14 protein-coding genes and 1 pseudogene are annotated in these 18,455 nt (G+C 52.1%); 5 read left to right on the forward strand and 10 right to left on the reverse strand.

The features are described from left to right. Both F7231_RS04995 and F7231_RS05000 read right to left on the reverse strand, forming a co-directional pair. On the reverse strand, window positions 1–1,134 hold the full coding sequence (locus tag F7231_RS04995) for an NHL domain-containing protein (RefSeq protein WP_166691109.1): 1,134 nt from the start codon (window positions 1,132–1,134) through the stop codon (window positions 1–3). 120 nt (window positions 1,135–1,254) lie between these two features. Next, window positions 1,255–1,833, reverse strand: coding sequence for a cupin domain-containing protein (locus tag F7231_RS05000; protein ID WP_085414412.1), 579 nt, complete (start codon window positions 1,831–1,833; stop codon window positions 1,255–1,257). Between the two features lie 229 nt (window positions 1,834–2,062). Between F7231_RS05000 and F7231_RS05005 the strand changes: the two genes are divergently transcribed. Then, window positions 2,063–3,094 (forward strand): sensor histidine kinase, encoded by a 1,032-nt coding sequence (locus F7231_RS05005; RefSeq protein ID WP_166691110.1) that lies wholly within the window; start codon window positions 2,063–2,065, stop codon window positions 3,092–3,094. Between the two features lie 124 nt (window positions 3,095–3,218). Further along, on the forward strand, window positions 3,219–4,244 hold the full coding sequence (locus F7231_RS05010) for a sensor histidine kinase (protein ID WP_166691111.1): 1,026 nt from the start codon (window positions 3,219–3,221) through the stop codon (window positions 4,242–4,244). Window positions 4,245–4,441: 197 nt separating this feature from the next. Here the strand turns inward: F7231_RS05010 and F7231_RS05015 are convergent, their stop codons facing one another. From F7231_RS05015 to F7231_RS05035, 5 genes are all read right to left on the reverse strand, one after another. Continuing rightward, window positions 4,442–4,882: a hypothetical protein gene (locus tag F7231_RS05015; RefSeq protein WP_085414410.1), complete on the reverse strand. Its 441-nt coding sequence runs from the start codon at window positions 4,880–4,882 to the stop codon at window positions 4,442–4,444. 825 nt (window positions 4,883–5,707) lie between these two features. Continuing rightward, on the reverse strand, window positions 5,708–6,763 hold the full coding sequence (locus F7231_RS05020) for a prenyltransferase/squalene oxidase repeat-containing protein (protein WP_157510694.1): 1,056 nt from the start codon (window positions 6,761–6,763) through the stop codon (window positions 5,708–5,710). 7 nt (window positions 6,764–6,770) lie between these two features. Next, window positions 6,771–7,862, reverse strand: a complete 1,092-nt coding sequence (locus tag F7231_RS05025; RefSeq protein WP_166691112.1) for a prenyltransferase/squalene oxidase repeat-containing protein — start codon at window positions 7,860–7,862, stop codon at window positions 6,771–6,773. Then, window positions 7,844–9,100, reverse strand: a complete 1,257-nt coding sequence (locus F7231_RS05030; protein WP_085414407.1) for an ABC transporter ATP-binding protein — start codon at window positions 9,098–9,100, stop codon at window positions 7,844–7,846. The genes F7231_RS05025 and F7231_RS05030 overlap by 19 nt, the downstream gene beginning before the upstream one ends. A 196-nt stretch (window positions 9,101–9,296) precedes the next feature. Beyond that, window positions 9,297–10,157, reverse strand: coding sequence for an ABC transporter permease (locus F7231_RS05035; protein ID WP_166691113.1), 861 nt, complete (start codon window positions 10,155–10,157; stop codon window positions 9,297–9,299). Window positions 10,158–10,181: 24 nt separating this feature from the next. Here F7231_RS05035 and F7231_RS27320 point away from each other — a divergent pair, with 24 nt between their 5' ends. Next, window positions 10,182–11,225 (forward strand): UbiA family prenyltransferase, encoded by a 1,044-nt coding sequence (locus F7231_RS27320; protein ID WP_229369582.1) that lies wholly within the window; start codon window positions 10,182–10,184, stop codon window positions 11,223–11,225. A gap of 445 nt (window positions 11,226–11,670) precedes the next feature. On the opposite strand, the pseudogene F7231_RS27325 reads toward F7231_RS27320, so the two are convergent. Together F7231_RS27325 and F7231_RS05045 are read right to left on the reverse strand one after the other, a co-directional pair. After that, window positions 11,671–12,180 (reverse strand): annotated as a pseudogene (locus F7231_RS27325) (glycosyltransferase family 2 protein); the annotation flags it as partial. Next, window positions 12,177–13,379 carry a glycosyltransferase family 4 protein gene (locus tag F7231_RS05045; RefSeq protein ID WP_166691114.1) on the reverse strand — a complete coding sequence of 401 codons (1,203 nt, stop codon included), beginning with the start codon at window positions 13,377–13,379 and terminating at the stop codon, window positions 12,177–12,179. The pseudogene F7231_RS27325 and the gene F7231_RS05045, both read right to left, overlap by 4 nt. Window positions 13,380–14,319: 940 nt before the next feature. On the opposite strand from F7231_RS05045, the gene F7231_RS05050 reads away from it, so the two are divergent. Further along, window positions 14,320–14,694, forward strand: coding sequence for a nuclear transport factor 2 family protein (locus tag F7231_RS05050; protein ID WP_085414402.1), 375 nt, complete (start codon window positions 14,320–14,322; stop codon window positions 14,692–14,694). Window positions 14,695–14,908: 214 nt separating this feature from the next. On the opposite strand, the gene F7231_RS05055 is transcribed toward F7231_RS05050, so the two are convergent. Beyond that, complete coding sequence (locus F7231_RS05055) at window positions 14,909–15,799, reverse strand: DUF808 domain-containing protein (protein WP_085414401.1); 891 nt, start codon at window positions 15,797–15,799, stop codon at window positions 14,909–14,911. Between the two features lie 1,196 nt (window positions 15,800–16,995). Here F7231_RS05055 and F7231_RS05060 point away from each other — a divergent pair. Further along, window positions 16,996–17,439, forward strand: coding sequence for a hypothetical protein (locus F7231_RS05060; RefSeq protein WP_166691115.1), 444 nt, complete (start codon window positions 16,996–16,998; stop codon window positions 17,437–17,439). Window positions 17,440–18,455 lie beyond the last annotated feature (1,016 nt).

Raw genomic sequence — 18,455 nt, forward strand, 5'->3', positions numbered from 1 at the left:
TTATTTCCAGGTGATGGTGCGCTTACGGATACAGTGGTTGTACTTATCCAGCGTAAACAGTTCACCCTTCGAGTTGACGGCCAGGCTATTGTTGGCATGGCTTGTTCCCGGACTTGTATCGGCATAGTCGTGCGATAGCAGCCGATCCAGGCTGTGTACATAGTCGTCGGGCGTGACCATGATCATGTACGTACCCGTATCGACGATCACAAACAGTCGCTTATTGACCGGGTCGTACTGCACACGATAGGGTTGGTAGACCCCACTTTTACTGCGGGTCTTGTCGGCTGAGTAGCCGGTGCTCAGGCCCAGGTACGTTGTTACGGTGCCGTCGGGGGTAACTTTTCGTACAGCGTGGTTGCCCCAATCCGGTACGTAGAGGTTTCCGGCCTCATCGAGTGTCAGGTCTTCGACGGTGCAGAATCGGGCAGCGGTTCCTTTACCATCCACCAGCCTACAGGTCGATGCGTTTTCCTCTGGTTTGCCCGCGAGCGTCGAGACCATACCCGTACTGAGGTTCACCTTACGGATGCAGTGGTTAAGGCCGTCACCAATGTAGAGCATACCGGATTTATCCATCACAATGCTCCAGGGGTTACTGAACTTAGCCTGCGCCAAAGGCCCGTCGCGGTAACCGAAGCTATAGCCGCCGCTGGCATCCGGACCGCCACTCAGGCGGCTCACCTCGCCGTTGCTGCTGATGCGGAAAATGCCGTTGTATACCCCGATGGCATCCCCACTTTCAATGGCGTAGAGCGTTACTCCATCGCGGGGATCTACGCAGATGTCGGTAACAGAACCCAGGCCTTTCGCGAACGTGGTCACGTTACCTGCCGGATCGACTTTGCGGATGACACTCCCCCCATAATAGCTTTTGCGCTGGTCGATGACGTAGAGGTTGTCGTTTCTATCGAACGTCATCTGGGCGGGGTAATCAAACTGGGCCGCTGTGCCTTTGCCATCCACGAATCCCTTTTTGGCATCCGACCCCGCGCTGGTTGTAATGGTTACGTAGGGTAGTTGGCCGGTGCTGCCATTCGTACCGCCGGGGGCGGGGGTAACAGCCTTAGGGTCTTGGGTGGTACAGGCAAGCGATGCAGTTAACAAAAGCAGCGGTAGGTACGTCTTTTTCATTGTGTTTGTCGTTTAGCTGCATCAAATCTACCCGGGGCCCACTGGGCGTGGAATTACCAGTGGGCTGAAACGGAAAAAGCCGCGGATGAAGCGGCTTTATCAGTCAAAACGTACCTGGGGTTAGTGGAGCACTGCCGTCCGGTTGCTGGTACGCACCGGTTCCGGAGCATTCTCAAAATGAGCGTATTTTCCCATCAGCCTGCCTATGTGATAGGTGATGGGTATAATGACATTGCGGACAAATCGCGGGATGTCGACCATATCGAATTCGGCTGCGTACCGTGTCAGCAGATAGGCGGCGTCGAACGGTTCCGGTTGCGCTTTACCCGATTTGTTCTGAGCGGCGTAAATAGCCGATAGAAAAAATACGACCGAGTTGGCCGGGTTGATCCAGCCGATACACTGAAGCGTCTGTGTACCGGCGTTCCAGAAACGGTGAGCGACTCCACGCTTGAAGACGACCGTTTCGCCCACGTCGGCAAACTGTTCGGGTTGTCCCTGAATCTGGTAACCGATCCGACCATTGATTACCGTCAACCCTTCATCCTGTAACCAGTGTACATGCATGGGTGGGCCGCTGCCCGGTGCTACAAAGTTTTCTACGATCAACCGGTCACCGTCGGCCTCCTGTCGCAGTTCCCTGAAAATTAGTTTTTCGCCAATGCAGTTCTCAATTGTATGCGGATATGTAATGGTCATGGTATCTGTGTGTCTACTTGTGCTGGTACTAAAAGTTGATCGGGTCAAAGGTTGGTATTCACCGGGGGGCAATCAACGGGTAGGTTGCCGAAACGGAAAAAGCCGCGGGTGAAACGAAGTTTGAGGCGGATTTAAAACCTACGGATCAGGTAGCGATCCGGGCATTGTCAGCGAAGTGCATACATGTATAGAAATTATATAGTTTTGAGTGGTTCTACCAGTCTCACTTATGCCCACCACGTTGACCACACCGGCCCGTTATCTGGTCTTACTGCAGTTTATCATCATTCCGCTTTACATAGGTCTGTTCAACTGGATTTTGGTTGGCACTGCGTATTGGCAAAACTGGGTCACTTTTGCTGTGGCAACGAGCGTCATGGTAGCTCTCTCGGTCAGTAATTACCTGATCAATGGGGTCATTGTGAAGGGAATGCGCCGGGATAACCCTGACCCTGGTCAGTATATGGCTAGAACGATCAGGCAGTTTATGACTACCGCAACCTGTTCATGCCTGGTCTTTGGAACGGCCTTCGTTATTTATCAATGGATCAGCCTGCCGGGGTTCGTACCCGACCCTTTGCGTTTGGCTCTTGGGGTTCTCTTTACGATTATTGTCGATGCGGTGGTTACCGTATCGTACGAAAGCATCCACAATTTTGGTTACTGGCAACAGTCCCGGCAGGAGGTAGACCTACTCAGTAAAGCCCAGCTACAGGCACAACTTGACGCGTTACGCCAACAGGTCAACCCCCATTTCCTGTTTAACAGCCTAAACTCGCTGATTTCGCTGATCGATGAAGACCCCCGGCAGGCCAGTACGTTTGCCGAAGAATTAAGCACGGTGTATCGGTACCTGCTTCGCAGCAACGAATGCAGCCTTACGTCGCTGGCTAATGAACTGGCGTTTATTCAATCGTATTACCATCTGCTCAAAACCCGCCATGGTGATGCGCTAACCCTGGTGACGCACGTTCAACCAGGGGCGGATGCCTACCAATTGCCTCCGCTAACGTTGCAACTGCTCATCGAGAACGCCGTGAAGCATAACGTGGCCTTACCAGAGCAGCCACTCACCATTTCGCTGGTCACGGTTGGTAACCAGTTGATTGTCAGTAATAATTTGCAGCCTAAATTGTATCGGGTGATTTCCAACGGAGTGGGACTCAGTAATATATTGACCCGCTACCAATCCTTGGGTAGTCCTCAGCCAATAATAGAAGACGACGGACAGGAGTTCCGAGTGATCCTGCCTTTGCTTTGAGAAACGACTGAACAGAGCAGTTTAACAAGGGGAATTTTTACCGATAAATCATCCGGTATCCCGGCTTGTGACTGGCTGGGTAGAAATCGGTATCTTTGACTGCCGACCTCTTCTCTCGCTTTTCATGAAAATACCTGCTTACTCTCGCTACGACTTGTTGCTGCAGGTTATAACGCTGCCGTTGAATGTGAGTGTGCTCACCTGGATACTGGTTGGGCCTAAGTATTGGCAAAGCTGGAAAACGGTTGGCTTGGCAATCCCCAGTGCAAGCATTATTCTGTACATCAACTGGCTGAATAACAATGTGCTGGCGCTGAAGATACAGCAGAGGTATAGTAAGCCGAAGCAGTATCGGGAGCGGGTTGTCCGGATGTTTCTGTTGGCGGCTACCAGTTCATGTCTGCATACATCGCTCATCTTCGCCTTTTTTGCGTTTATCCACCTGCCAGGCTTTGAGGTAGATTTTAGTCGATTGGGCTACGGGCTGTTGTTTACAATTACTTGTGTAGCGATTGTGATGTCGGTATATGAAAGCATCCACAATTTTGGCTACTGGCAGCAGTCCCGGCAGGAGGTAGATCTCCTCACTAAAGCTCAGTTGCAGGTTCAACTCGATGCCATGCGGCAACAGGTCAACCCTCATTTCCTGTTCAATAGTTTAAATTCGCTGATTTCACTGATCGAAGAGGATCCCCATCAGGCCAGCACATTTGCTGAAGAATTAAGCACGGTGTATCGGTACCTGCTTCGCAGCAATGATTGTCCGTTGACTACCCTGGCCAGCGAGTTGGAGTTTATCCAGTCCTATTATCACTTGCTGAAAACACGACATGGCGAAGCACTGACGTTAATCACCCGGATTCAGCCCGGTGTAGAGCTAGCGCAACTGCCCCCTTTGACCCTGCAACTATTGGTTGAGAATGCGGTGAAGCACAACGTTGTTTTGCCCGAGCAGCCCCTGACGATCAGCCTTACTGCAACGGGACAGCAACTAACGGTGAGTAACAACCTACAACGAAAACAAAGTCGTGTCCTTTCCAATGGGATCGGGCTAAGCAATATCTTAACCCGCTATCAGGCACTAGGCAGTCTCCAGCCCGTTGTTGAAGAGGACGGACAGGAGTTTAGGGTGACTCTGCCATTACTTTAACAGCCCTGCCAGACTGGCTACTACGGTGCCGATAAACCGCCTGTTCTTTTCTGGGTAAGCTGACCAATGAAAAATCCCCGATGCTGCGTGTGCACCGAGGATTCTCCTGGTCTAAACCGATGATCGGTATTGGTGTAGGAACTGTAAAGCTGGGCCAGGTTGGTTTTATGAAGGGGGGCTTGAGTAACGTGAGTGATCTACTTTGTAGCGCTGATACCAAATGGCACGTTGGCATCATCTTCGCCACTAATGGTGAGTTTATTCGCTTTTAGCTTACCCACAGTGCTGCCCTGATAAACAAAGCTGACCTCGTCGCCTGCTTCAGTTACCTGAACATCATCAGCAGTCAGTACCAAAAACTCATCACCAGTCGACTTTATGCGAAAGTCAAGCACCATGTTGACAGTTGTGGCAGTTTTGCGGGTTACAATAATGCTGCCCTTCATATCGGTTTGGCTGGCGGGTAATGTTTTACCACCATACGATAGTTCGGAGTAGGTATACTGACCTGCTGTACGGGTTGCCAGGTCGGCTACGGGTGCCGGCGTTGAATCAGTATTCTGCTTACAAGAAGTAAACACCAGGAGGCTCACCATAAAAGCGAGCATCGTTTTAGCGAAATGTGTTGCTGATTTCATCGTATTGGGTTGTTTAACGTGGAAGTACTAGTTGATTGCACTACATGATGTTGTCTATGTCAGCGATTGACGTAACAAAGGTGGTTGGCGGATGTAACATGGTGAATGACGGATCAAGTCAACCGGTAAAACGCCTGGCTGAAGCGATGAATAAGCGAGGCGAATTGAAATCCCTCGCTCGCCTGCGTGTTGAGTACAATCGGGTGAAGCCTAGCTGCACTGTGGCAGCTTGATACAACACTATAGTCAGGTGGTTCAAATCCGTTTAGCAACGAGTCGCAGTCACGGTATAGGAGTTTTGGCGAGCGATCGCATCAGTAGCGACTCTGAATGAGTGAAGCCGCGTCAGACTAGTCTGACGCGGCTTTGTAAGATTAAACTAGTTCAGGACAGACGCAGGCACATACGTCACATACCATCTCCAGTGTGGTTTATTTTAACTACGGTTGAGTTGGTATGTGGACTTTAAGGTGCTGCAAGGGCAGTTTGAATGCGTCAATTTAGCCAGGCTGGCCGGGCCTATCTACTTCATGTACAAGTAGGCGCTACTATCTACTTACTGAAGCTGGGTAAGCGTGTACGATCCAGAAAAGAGCGCACTTCCGATAGAGGCGTTATCGTCAGACAGGCTACAGCTAGTTGTCTTTTGGGCTATTTAGTTGTAACGGGAAACCTGCCAACTCACCGATCGATTTCGTTTATGGTATCGACAAATGGATGGTTGACCTGATCGTGTCAGCCCAAAGCTGGCTCGCATGGTGACAGATGCGGCCAGCACAAACAAAGCCTGTCTGTTTGCTAGTTCGTTTGTTTTGGTTCGTAGTGTCACGAATCAGCAGGCTGGCTTTGCCGGTATAACGCCAATGCTTCAAGACAAAACCCCGTAGTTAATTCCTCGGATCCCCAGCCCTGTAACAGTTTGGGACCACCGTAGTAAAACAGCCAGCGGGGCCATTCGCCTGTATCCCGCTGCTTGCTTTGGAGAAAAGAAACGGCCGGGACCAGCAAAGGAAGATCAACGCCAAAATTGAGCAGCGTTGTAATAGTGAATGCTGTGTCTAATACAGAATGGCCAACTTGTCCATTGGCTTGCACGCCTTTCAAGATACGCTCGACAATGGGGCTGATAACGGGAGCCAGCTTGGTCACGCCCCGTTTATAAGCGCGCGACAACAGATAGTAAACGGTATATGGGTTGCGGTACCACTTGTCGCAATTCCCTTCGCGGCCTTCTTCAATCATCTGAATCAAGGCGGTAATGATGGGCTGCGTCTGCGCCGTATCGCCTAGGTAATACAGCACATTACTATTGATACCCAGATCAATATCGGCACGGGTACATTCATTGGCGCGCCAAAATAAAAAGCTGGCAATTGGCTGCCGTAGCTCCCTGATGGCGACTCGTCGGTACGTTGGGTGGGTGGGCCAGCGGGCGTGCAGAACAAACCAGGTGTAGAACAGACCCTGTCGATTCCGATTGTCCAGCAATAGGGGGGCGCTACGTTCAATCAGGTGAGACAGGTGCCGGTCGGCCAGTAGGGCAGAGGCATAGGCCAGGCTATCGGCATCGTAGGGCACGATGCGCTGCCAGGGGTGCCGTTCAGAAAAGACGGGCCATACACCACCCTCATGCATCTGGCTGATCACATAGTCCGATGCGCGGGTTACCATATCATCTACCAGGGGCTGCTTGGCCAGGGGCAACAAGCAAGAGGCTACCACCATGGTGGCAAAGACAGTGCTATCGGTGATGCACCATCCCAGCATTGGCTCGTCGGCGGCGATGTAGCAGCAAAATTCGCCGCTTGGGTACTGATGTTCTGCCAGATACGCTATCCCGCTCGCGATAGATGCATCCAGCTTACTTAGTTGATTCCTCATGGCAGCATTAGGCGATACCTATTCTTTCTTCTTCCCACCGCTGGTAGGCTGTAAGGGCTTCCAGACAAAAGCCGGTCGTTAATTCCTCAGACCCCCAACCCGTAGAACTGGCAGGGCCCGCATAAAAGTAAAGTGCCCGGGGCCATTCTCCGTAGTGCTGCTGGCCAGCCAGCAGCACACTGGCCGTTGCCCGAATTAGCTCCGCCCTGCCTCCCCAGGCAATCAGGGCGCTTAAGGCCTGAGCGGTCTCCAGCAAACTAGCGCCAAAACGGCCGCCGGGTTGTTGGTAGCTCATCAGGCGTTCCAGCACCAGCGAACGGACTCCTTCCAGCGGCGCGACATCAGGGCGATAGCTGCTCCCCAGTGCGTAATAAAGCGTGATGGGCGTTCGGTAGCGGAAGTCACCGTCAGTTTCCTGGTGATTTATAAGAAGCGCGACTAGATAATCCAGGATGTGCTGCGAGGCCCCGTCAACGGACAGGTAACGCAGCACATTGGCATTGGCCACCCCGCCCCGATCATGTCGGCCGTAACCATGTTGCCGCCAGAAACGCCAACTGGCCAGCGGTGCTTTCAGGGCGCGCAGTCCAGTTCGCCAGTAAGGACGCTGCTGCATCAGACGGGGCCGTAGCACAAACCAGCTACCTACACCTGCTCCGCCCCGTTGATTGGCCAGCAACAAGGTTCGCGCACTGTTACGGGGATACACAACGCCGCGTGCGTCCAGAAACGTACCCACGCAGGCAGTACTGTCAGCATCTGGAGGTATAAGCTGAAACAAAGGGTTGCGCAGGGCAAAAAAATTGACTAGCCCGCCGCGCATCATCTGGTACTCGAAAAAGGAGACCATGCGAGTCAGGATGACGGTGGCTGTCGGATGGTCAGCCAGGGTCAGGAGCGCATTGCCAATGGCGGCCGTGGGTAACACCGTATGATCAGGTACACACGAACCCCGCATCGGTTTATCGGCAGCAAAGTAGCAGCAAAATTCACCGTTGGGATACTGGTGATTCTGTAGGTACGTCAGTCCCCGCTCAAGGGCCTGCCTGATCTGTTCGGGGGTAGGCCCGCCAGAATCGGTTAGCGGGCGGAGGTCCATTCTACATCGAGCGTAATGAGTTGCTGCACCGTCGCCTGCATATTCTTCATCGTGCTGATTTGGTCTTCTTCCACCAACAGCCGCCCCGGCGCATCTTCCCAGCCCAGGTGAGCCAGTACCTGTATAGAACCGATCTCAAAAACAGCGGCTTTCAACTGGTAGCCGCCTGCCATAAGCGGCAGACGCGGCAACCGGCAAGTTAGCTCATTTCGACCTGCTGTTAGGGTGAGCGGAACTTCATTGATGGCGCTGGTTATGCACGTGGCCCCGTCATTGGTCCAGATGAAAAAAGACCAGCCCACGTTATCAACTGAGGTAAGCGATTCGCAGGTAAGCCTTACGCACACGTCACTGCCTGATTTGACCGGTGTGCCCTGCGTCGTTTCCATCGTTAGTCCATCAATGGCCACTGGCCGGTCAGAGCTCAGCCGCGTTGGAGACCGTTCTTCCTGACTGATTGCTGGCTGATGCTGCCGGGCGAAATAGCGGTCCAGTGTTTCGGTCGCTGTTCCGGCAAAAAGTACGCGGCCTTTTTCCAGCAGCAGCCCCCGCCCGCAAACGGCCTGAATATGGTATGGCGCGTGCGAGACCAAAATGATCGATCCGCCCCCAGCCAGGTATTGCTGCATGTGCCGGATGCATTTACGCTGAAAATCCAGGTCGCCTACCGCCATCACTTCGTCGACCAGCAGTAAATCGGGGTTCAGGTGAGCCGCCACAGCGTAGGCCAGCCGGGCGGTCATGCCTGAACTGTAAAACTGCACTGGCATGTGAATAGCTTCTCCCAGCCCGGTAAAGTCAATAATCTGATCGACCAGAGGAGTAACCTGCCGCCGGGACATCCCCAGCAGGGCCGCCCGGACAAATATGTTTTCGCGCCCTGACAGCACAGGGTCGAGCCCAACGCCCAACTCGATCAGAGCGCCTACCCGCCCCTGAATACGGACCCGCCCCACGTCGGGCTTAATCAACCCATTCAGGACTTTAAGCAAGGTACTTTTGCCCGCGCCGTTGTCGCCAACTATGGCCAGTGCCTCACCCCGGTTCAGTGAGAAGGAGATATCCTGCAATCCCCAGAATTCGGTTTTTCGCAGGTCGTTGCCGCTTCGTGAATGACGTAAACCAAACGGGTTCAAATCGCGGGCAATGTCTTTAACGCCATACCAAAGCGACCGGCGAAACGAGGTGCTGAATTTTTTGGCGAGTTGATCAACTGAAAGAATAGGTGCTGTCTGCATGCAGAATAGGCGAAACAACGGATTGACGTTGATTTAGAGTAAGCGAAGACTTCCCACTGAGGGAGTAAGAGACAAAACGAGTCGTAGCCTCTTAAGGTAGTCTTGAACAAAATTAACTTAGCCAGCCAGTGACTGATGTGGCCACTAAAGCCATAGGTTGCTGTTGGTGCTTCATCACGCAATGAACTGGTTACGTTTATAAACGAACGATCAGGTGGGGTCGGGCTAGCCGGTAAAGCAGCCAGCTCAGCAGCAGTAGCAGACAGGCTCCAGCGCTGACCAGGGTAAAGCCCGGCGCCGGTGCCAGTGCTCCCGTCAGTAACCAGTTGCGGGTAGTGGTCAGCAAGGGCGTAACTGGGTTCCAGACGATCAGCCAGGCAACCGAGGCGGGTGGTTCATACACAACAGGAGTAATCAGAAACCAAAGATTAAGTACCACGGGCAACGCACTGGCAATGTCGGCGTACAGAAGCCCGGCAGGAGCCAGGAGACAGCCCAGGCCCAGGCCAAACACGATCAGCAGCCCCAGGCCCAGAGGCAGCAGCAACAGGGTGGGGTGGAGGGATATTTGAAAAAAGGCCAGCACGATTCCCAGCAGCACCAGCCGAATCAGGGTGTTAAAGACAACCGTACCCAATCCTGCTACCACAAAGGCCTCGTGGGGCACACGCACCTTGGCAATGGTGGGGCGGGCCTGTTGTAACTGTTGCAGCGGGCAGCTCAGCGCCTCAACAAAACTCTGCCAGAAGAACAGGCCGCTTAAGACATAGACGGGATAAGGAATGGTTGAGTTTACGCCCTCGAAGATCCGCGATTTTCCTAAATAGATCCAGACCAGACCTGTCACCACCGGGGGGAGCAGCATCCAAACGTACCCCAGCAAATTCTGCCGCATCTGCACCGTGAGCTGGCGAATAAATAGTTGCCAGCCTACGTGATACACTATCCGCCCATCCGCGCGAATGTCGCGCAGAAACCGCCTGGGAGTTTGCAGAGGCGAGTGCGCCGAATAAATAATCTCGGGGCCGATGGATGGTTGTTCGTTATTTCGTTGCATTCCCTTATCAATTGGTTACTCATTATGCTTTCTCCGTCTATTTCGCCGACGCTGCGCCGGTTTGTTGGCCAGGTGAAAACGTTTGTTCGCGCCAGCGAGTGGTGGGGGCACAAATTCTCGCCGCTGCTGGCTACGGCCTATGCTACGGCCTGCCTGGGTGCCATCCCGCTCTGGCCACTGCTGCCTGCTTTACTGCTCCAGCTACTTAGCCTGACCGTGGGAGCCGTGTATGTTAGTTTGCTCAACGACTGGACTGACCGGGCGGTGGACCAGGCGGCCGGTAAGCCTAACCGGCTGGCTGGCCGTTCTCCGCAGTTCGTGGGCTTAACACTGGGTATTTGTTTGCTGATCGGCCTGGTGTTGTGCAGTTACTTCTGGAGACGCTCTCCCCCCGTCGGCCTGTGGTATGGAGCTGCCTGGGTTGTTTACTCGTTGTATTCGCTGCCACCCGCCCGGTTAAAGGAAAAAGCATTCTGGGGCGTACTGGCCGATGCGACCGGTGCCCACCTGTGTCCGCAGCTATTCACCGTAGGGTTGGTTGGGTCCTGGGCGGGTTATAGCCCACCGGTGCTATTCTGGTGGGCCGTTGGCGGTTGGTCGCTGGCATGCGGCATCCGCAACATCTTCTGGCATCAACTGAGCGACGAAGCAGCCGACCGGCGGTCGGGAATTCACACGTTTGTTACCCACGTGGGAGCCCGCTCTACCCGGCAGTTGGGCCAATGGGTTTTCTTTCCGATTGAAGTAGCTTGTTTGGGTGTCATACTGTCGATGTTGCATTTGCCGCTGTTGTGGCTATCGCTGGGCGGTTACGGGGTACTGGAATGGTTGCGCTGGCGTTACTGGGGCCAGCGCCCGTTGGTATTGGTGCCTCATCAGCGCATCTTGCTAAATGAATATTACATTACCCTGTACCCCCTGGCTCTGCTGCTGACTCAATTGAGTCAGTATGCGCTGGCTGGAGCCGTACTGCTGCTTCATCTTGTGCTATTTGGTGGTCATTTTGCGGCCTTATTTCGGAATATACGGGAGCTAAGCGGTTCCCTTTTACGCCCGCCAGCTTCCTGACCAGACTAAGCCGGCGCCACCGCTTTTGCACATGCTCGTGGCCCCAGGTTAGTACAATCTGACTGACGGCCGTGGGCGATAAGCCAAAAGCGATGGCCAAATGGCGGCAAACAGTGACTGAAGAAGCTACTGCTTGTCGCCAACTAAAATAGGCAAAGTGAAAATGGTGAATAGCCATCCGACGCCGAAATACGCGCCGCTCACGGGCGGTGAGCAAATGACTGAACCGCTGAACCAGTACCTGTTCGTCGTGAAAACCCACGTCGGGAATCACAAGTGTGTTGTCCCGGCAATCCCATATGTTATCGTCGCCAATGTGCTTAGTCCAGTAATGATGCGGCGAAAAAGCTGAATAGCAATCCTGCTTCATCACCATATCCAGCATCATGCACCAGTCGTCGGCAATGCGCATCTGTGGGTTCCAGCCACTGGGAAACGACTGGCGGCGGATTATCAGCGAAGAAGAGGGCGACGGGCAGGTTTCCACAAACAGCCGTCGGTTCTGCTTTGGATTGAGTAACCACCAGTTGGTATCCAGTTGGGTACAGTATCGTTTGCGGTGCTGGGCAAAATAAGACGTATAACCATCTTCACCTTTGCTGGTTACCCAGTTCATAAACACAAAGTCCAACTGGTGCTTGCACAGCATGGCTACCCCATCGGACAAAAAATCAGGGTGCCATTCGTCATCAGAATCGAGCGAAGTGATGAATTCACCCCGGCAAAACTCAAGCCCCCGGTTGCGGGCAGCGGCCTGCCCCTGATTAGGCTGAGCGTAGTATTCAAGGCAGTCATAATTGGCCAGCATTGCCCGCAAGCCGTCGGTCGAGCCATCGTCGATGATGATAAGCTGCCAGTTTGTATAGCGCTGGGCCTGTACGCTACGAATGGCTTTTCCAATCAGGTGGCTCCGATTATAAGTAGGAATAATGATGGACACTAATGGTTCATTCATACACTAACAGAGTTGTCGGTTATGGCGCACTGAGCCAAGTCAAACAGTTGAGTACTAAAGCGGGCGGCGGCATCGGCAGGAACGGTGGCGCGTACGTGCCGGGCAGCCGTCTGTCCAATCTGAGCCCATTCGTCTTGCCGCTCCCAGGCCCGCTCCAGCGCCTGATCAATGGCATCGGCCGTGGTGCCAGCCGCCAGGAAACCCGTCACGTTATCCACCAGAAGTTCGGCAACGCCCCCCGCGTCGGTAGCAATCGCCGGCCGCCCGCAAAGCATGGCTTCAATCAGTGCAAGAGGCAGCCCCTCGCTTCGTGAAGGTAGAATCAGTGCCTGGTGGGTTTGCCAGATGGTTACCGGGTCGGCTGCGTAGCCAGCTAGCTCCACCCGATCCTCCAGATGCAAAAGCTGTACCAACTCCAGGATTCCTTGCTGGTGTGGGCCTGCTCCGTAAAGCGTAAGCTGAATAGGTCGACTGCGCCACTTAGGGCGAGCCAGCACCGTCAACAGCAGGTCCTGCCCTTTGTCGAATAAATCAAGTCGGGCCACACAGGCAAGTCGGATGGGTCGCCAGGAGACTGGCAGCGGTAGTTCGGGGGAGTTGAAGGCCTCGAGTAACCGGGTATTTACCGGATTCCAGACCACCACCGCCTTAGGAAGCGCCCGGCCTATTTGCTGCTGGGTCAGTTCCAGGTTGTGGCGGGACACAAAAAAGCACATTTGCGCCGCTTGATAAACCGCCTGAATACGCGACCGTTCCCAGTCATAGGGAAACAAAAAATGAACCGCTTTCTGAGCTACCAGGGCGTATGGATAACCACCCCGACGGCAGACATCGGCAAAGCCAACGCCATCGAAATTGTTGCCCTGAGCCACCAGCGTCAGGGCAGGCCGAAACGACCTAAGCAGTTGCTTTAAGCGTTGTTGCCCGCGTTGCTGGGTGTGATGTTGCCACCGGACAGGTAGCAGGCGGTTACCCAACCGCACTAGCAAGGGGGGAAGCTGGTGGAGGTCGGTCATGGTGCACCCCGCCGCCACTAGAGCCTGAATACGTGGATGGCGGTAATCAACGTTGGTTTTGGCCACATGAACCCGGTGATTCGCCTGCCGGAGCAGGATCGCTGCCTGCGCCCATAATTCCTCACTGCCGCCCCATGCTTCGGGGCATGAACTAACAATGAGGAAATCTAACTGAATGCTCATGAATCTAATTGCACACCCAAGCGGTGCTCAGGCGCTAACTAAGGAATTACAGACGGCTTATGGGTTGCCGCCGGATCGCATGAGGTCTGGACCGGGAAGCTTGCCAATTGTGTCAATATAACAGTCAAAAGAGTAGAGAAGCCGTTTGGTTCAGGCGTAACTTAGCTTGTCAGGTCGTTATTTATTGGACGGCTGGTTACAGGTCATTGGCCTACGTGCATTCGCTCCTCCTACCTTCCCGGCCCGGCAAAAAGGTAGTCGAGGGCCACCCCTCTGTTTGGGTCTGCTCAGTGACTCATTCAGGCTAGCGGTAGCAGTAAGCAGCTAATTTTTGTGAATTATTGAGGGAGGGGACACTGGCTGTCTGCTGTAGCTGGGGGCGTGAACTCCTAAGCATTTGTACTCTCTAGTAGTAGAGCAGAGTTTCAGGCTGGCGCCGACAAACTAGCCTGTTCTAATCAATTGTGATTCAACTACGCGCGATTGTCCCAGAAGAACCCTTACCTGTATTGACAGGAATATCCGATTGGGCAATCAGGACCAGTAGATGGTTAACCGTTTAACCAGGTGTCGATTTACCTACGTACAGTCAGCCTGTGTCGGTGTTGTACCCAACGCGGTAGGGGAGTTGTAGTACAGGAAGTCACCCGGTCGCCTTCCCGTCAGATTAAGTTGACCCCGCTGCCAACTAACTTGGCGGATTAGCTGATATGACACAAGGCAAAACGATACTGCCTATACGTTTATAAAAAGATGACACAAAAAAGCGATGAGTGTTACCCACGCTTCATGAATACATCGTTGCTAAGCGTTCATTCTCCGTTAGCGCAAATGAACTGAGGGTGACTCAGAAAAATGAGGCCATAATTAGCTTGTTGAGAGTCTGTTACCTTTATTTGAGTACTCCAGTAAGCTTGACGAATCGATAAACCAATCAACAATGCAGACCACACCGGTGCCTTTACTCGAAATCAGTCTACTAAACGTGTGGAGTGAGCGAGATGAGCAACAGCGCCTAGCGGTCATGAATCAGATTTATGCGCCTGACATCGTTTTCTACGAAACGACTGATAGCCCCGCTATCCAGGGCTATCAGCCGATTAACGAGCTTATAAAACGTCTACAGGATCAGTGGCCGCTTCAATTCGTGTTTGCACTGACTAGGCCAGCCGTAGTGAACCATGGTGTTAGTCACGTATCCTGGGCCTTGGGGGCTGCTGACGAAATACCAGCTGCCACGGGGATGGACATTGCCATTATAGAAAACGGACTGATTAACGCCTTATATCTCTATCTGGATGCTACTGGTGAATAAAGTCGTACTGGGCTATTCGGTAACGTACCAGTTAGTTGTCAGACTGGCTACAAAGAGTCGGGCGAGCCAGTATGCTAGCTTAGTACGCTCCAAACGGTTTCGTAACCAGATTGGGCTATTCCACCAGCAGGAAGTGCTACCACCGCCAGGTCTGATAGGACCTGATTCACTCCAACTCTGAGTTGGCTGAGCGAATCGGGCAATCAAGTGCCTGTCACATTGCCTTATGCGTAGGCACCTTATCGGAACGGCGAAGCGTCTTGACCAGGGCAGCGACGCCTGCTAGAGCCAATCCGACCACCAGACCGATACCAAATTCGTTAACCCAAGCCGGAAGGCCCGTAGACCAGTCATGCAGATAGGGTATATTATGAACGAATATGCCCCCGGCAACTAGTAAAAGGGCCAACGTACCTACCACGCTTAGTATCCTGACGATTACCGGGAGGGCTCCGACCAGTATATGCCCTAGTTTGGAGCGGATACCTGCCCCCTCCGAAGACTTGATTAATTTGTAGCCTGCATCATCCATTCTAACAATCAGCGCTACCAGGCCATACACACCAACCGTCGCCAGCAGGGCTACCGCTGATACGGTCAGTATCTGTACCGTGGTGTTTTGTCCGCCAACCGCTCCCAGGGCGATGATGACAATTTCTACCGACAGAATAAAATCAGTGGTTATCGCCGACTTTATTTTTTCTGCCTCTTGATTAGCAGCAGGTGTTACTGATTTGTTTACAGCGGTTGTCGGCGGACTCTTTCGTAGCACAGTGCCAGCATAGGCCAAAATCTTTTCACCGCCTTCGTAAGCCAGATAACAACCGCCGATTAAGAGGATAAAAGTAATGGCGGCTGGAAAAAAGGTATTTAATAACAAGGCAATAGGTACGATAATGAGTTTGTTGAGCAGCGAGCCCTTGGTAATCGACCACAGGATGGGTAGTTCCCGCTCGGCTAAAAAGCCTGTTGCCTTTTCGGCATTTACGGCCAGATCGTCGCCAAGTATACCGGCCGTTTTGCGGGTAGCTACGTTGGTTGCCAGCGCAACATCATCCATTAACGCAGCGATATCGTCAAAGACGGCAAAAACTCCTGAAGCCATTTGCTAGTGTGTTTGAGTGGTAGCAATATTTTACAACTGCAAGGTAGAGTCCGCGTGTCCAGAAATCGAGCTTATTCCTACTTACTGATTTTACGCCACAGGCTGATGCCCATAGGTAGGTTTGATCTAAGGGGAGGTTACAGGCTGTTGTGAAGCTATATAGCCGCGTAGCAGGGCCTGGTCGATTGGTTGTCTATCACCGGTGCGAACGGTTTCATGTAGGTTCTAAAATACCTTTGATGAAATGAGCATACAGCGAAGACTTGACCCAACACATCCAGGTAGACAACCTGCATCCGATGAGCAGTAACGTAGGTAAGCGTACCTACTTGTGAACATTACTGGATGTACCAATCTGGGAACCTCCGATAGGACCGGGGTAGCATACAGAAACTCGTGAATCAATCTTAAAAGGCCGGATAGTGTTTGGTCACCTCTGAACGGCACTAAGGGGATCTAGCTACCGAATCGGCAAGCTTTTTATTAAAATCATGCAATCATATAATTATGACGTTCACTTTCTAGGTGGGACTGGTTGCTTGTATCCCGGTATATTACTATGATTGCAACGCTGATAATCAAGGGCTCATGACTGCATCGTAAAAAAGGATACGATAAACTAATATTTGCTGATTATCAGTTATTTATAGTTTAGTGCCCTTGCGCCCTTTATTATGTTGTGCGAGATGCCCCCTACCTGCCCTTGCTTTTGTCCTATTTTTGGGCTAGCTTGTGGGCGCGGGCAGCTCGCTGTCCAGGGAACACAAGCTAGCCCAAAAATGCACGGCCATCGCGTCAGCCCATCCCCCGGATTAGATGGGTGTACACTAAAGCCAAGGTTGGTCGAGACCGGGGGACCGTCGCCACAACAGAGCAAGGGTGAACACTCCCTATCGGTCGCGTCAGCCCTTGCAGGAGTTGGGTGGCCCGTCCAAGTAAGTGGGTGTTTCGCGTCTCGGTCGACAGGATAATGAATTGATAATGAACGTATTTAGCTGGTGTTTCGCGTCTTGGTCGACGGGTGAATTACAGTTCGACAGCACGTTTTGCTGGCGTGTCACGTACCTATAGACAGAGATAAATCTGGTAGACGGACCACTTACAAACGCGTGTGGTCAACAGGTAACGTACCTGAGTTAAGTTTCTCAATGATTCCAACTGTTGAATTGCAATAACGATCCTTACTGAAAAACGCTATGAAGTCTTTACTCTTGGTCACTGCTTTAATCCTGTTTTTGTCATGCAGTAACGAAACTCAGATCACGCCAGATAATCTAACGTCGATTGAGTATGGCACTATCTTCGGTTTTACAGGCGCTGTGCAAAAGATAACCGTTTATGCTGACAAGCAGGTTTACCAACCGAGTCAACAATCGTCAAAAACGTGTCAAGCCCCCATTAGTTCTTCGGAGTGGAATGAACTGCGAAAACTAGTCGATCAGGAAGCTCTTCGCAAAGTCAAAGTCGGCGAAGAGGGCGTTTGTTTTGACGCCAGTTCGGCCTGGATAATCGTGCGTAACTCAGGCAAAGAGGAAAAAGCTTTTTGGGGTCCTTGCACAGGTGGAGACCCCACTGGCATACAACCACTTATTGAAGCTATGGGTAAACTAAGGGGGAGCATTGCCAAAAATTGCAACTAGGTTTAGCCGATATATAATCGGCTATTTGTTGTTGGTTAGCTTTGCGGGGGCCACTTACCTCTGACAGGAAAAACGCGATTAGGCCAATACAGCAGCCCAACCGGCAAAGGGTGAAAAGGTCGTAATAACGTACCTGAGTTTGACTTACCTTGTGGCCATCAGCCCTTTGTGGCGTTGGGTGGCCCGTTCATGTAAGCAGGTGTTTCGCGTCTTGTACGACAGGATAAGTAATTGATAATGAGCGTTATTTTGTTGGTGTTTCGCGTCTCGGTCGACAGGCCAACGTATCTGCGGCTTTATAATGCAGATTGCGAGCGATACAGTAGACAGTCTTGACATGGAGCACAGAAACATGCTTATTTTGACACTCCTATTTGCTTTTTTTTATGGGTTGGCTTCAACCTTTGGGGCAATGTTTTTGGTCACATGGGGGTCAACTAACATCTTTAAAGAAGTTATGCTGTTTATGTATAGCTTTCCTCTGGATTGGGGTCGCTTAGTTGTTGAATCAAGTGCCTTTTATATTTTGCTGAACATTGTATTCTGGTCTTGTGTGTTTTACCTGACTTGCTGGGTGATTGGCAAATTATGCTTGAAAGCATTTGGTGAACACATCTGATTTTCGCTTCGCGTGGACGTGTTACCTCTGACAGGAATCAGTCGGGTAATCTGAAAAGCAGCCCAACGCAGGCAAAGGTGTAAAGGGGTAATGTACCTGATCGTGGCTTATCTTGCTTCCACCATCAGCCTTTGCGGGTGTTGGGTGGCCCGTTCAAGTAAGCGGATATTTCACGTAACGGGCGACAGAGTTATATCCCGGCGACAGAACGCTTATGGCCTAGTCTGATCTCTACGAGGCATTGGCCGCTCTTTGCTTGCTTCGGGTAGTAAAAATGTATGTTTGTTGGTAGGTTATCAGCACAATCATGAAAAAGATTATTTTTAAAGGCAACCTCAGCTACTACGTCGGAAAAGCGGCCCAACTACTTTTTATAAGTCTCTTACTATTACGAGCA

The sequence above is a fragment of the Fibrivirga algicola genome (genome assembly GCF_011742925.1).
GTDB classification, from domain to species: Bacteria; Bacteroidota; Bacteroidia; order Cytophagales; family Spirosomataceae; genus Fibrella; species Fibrella algicola.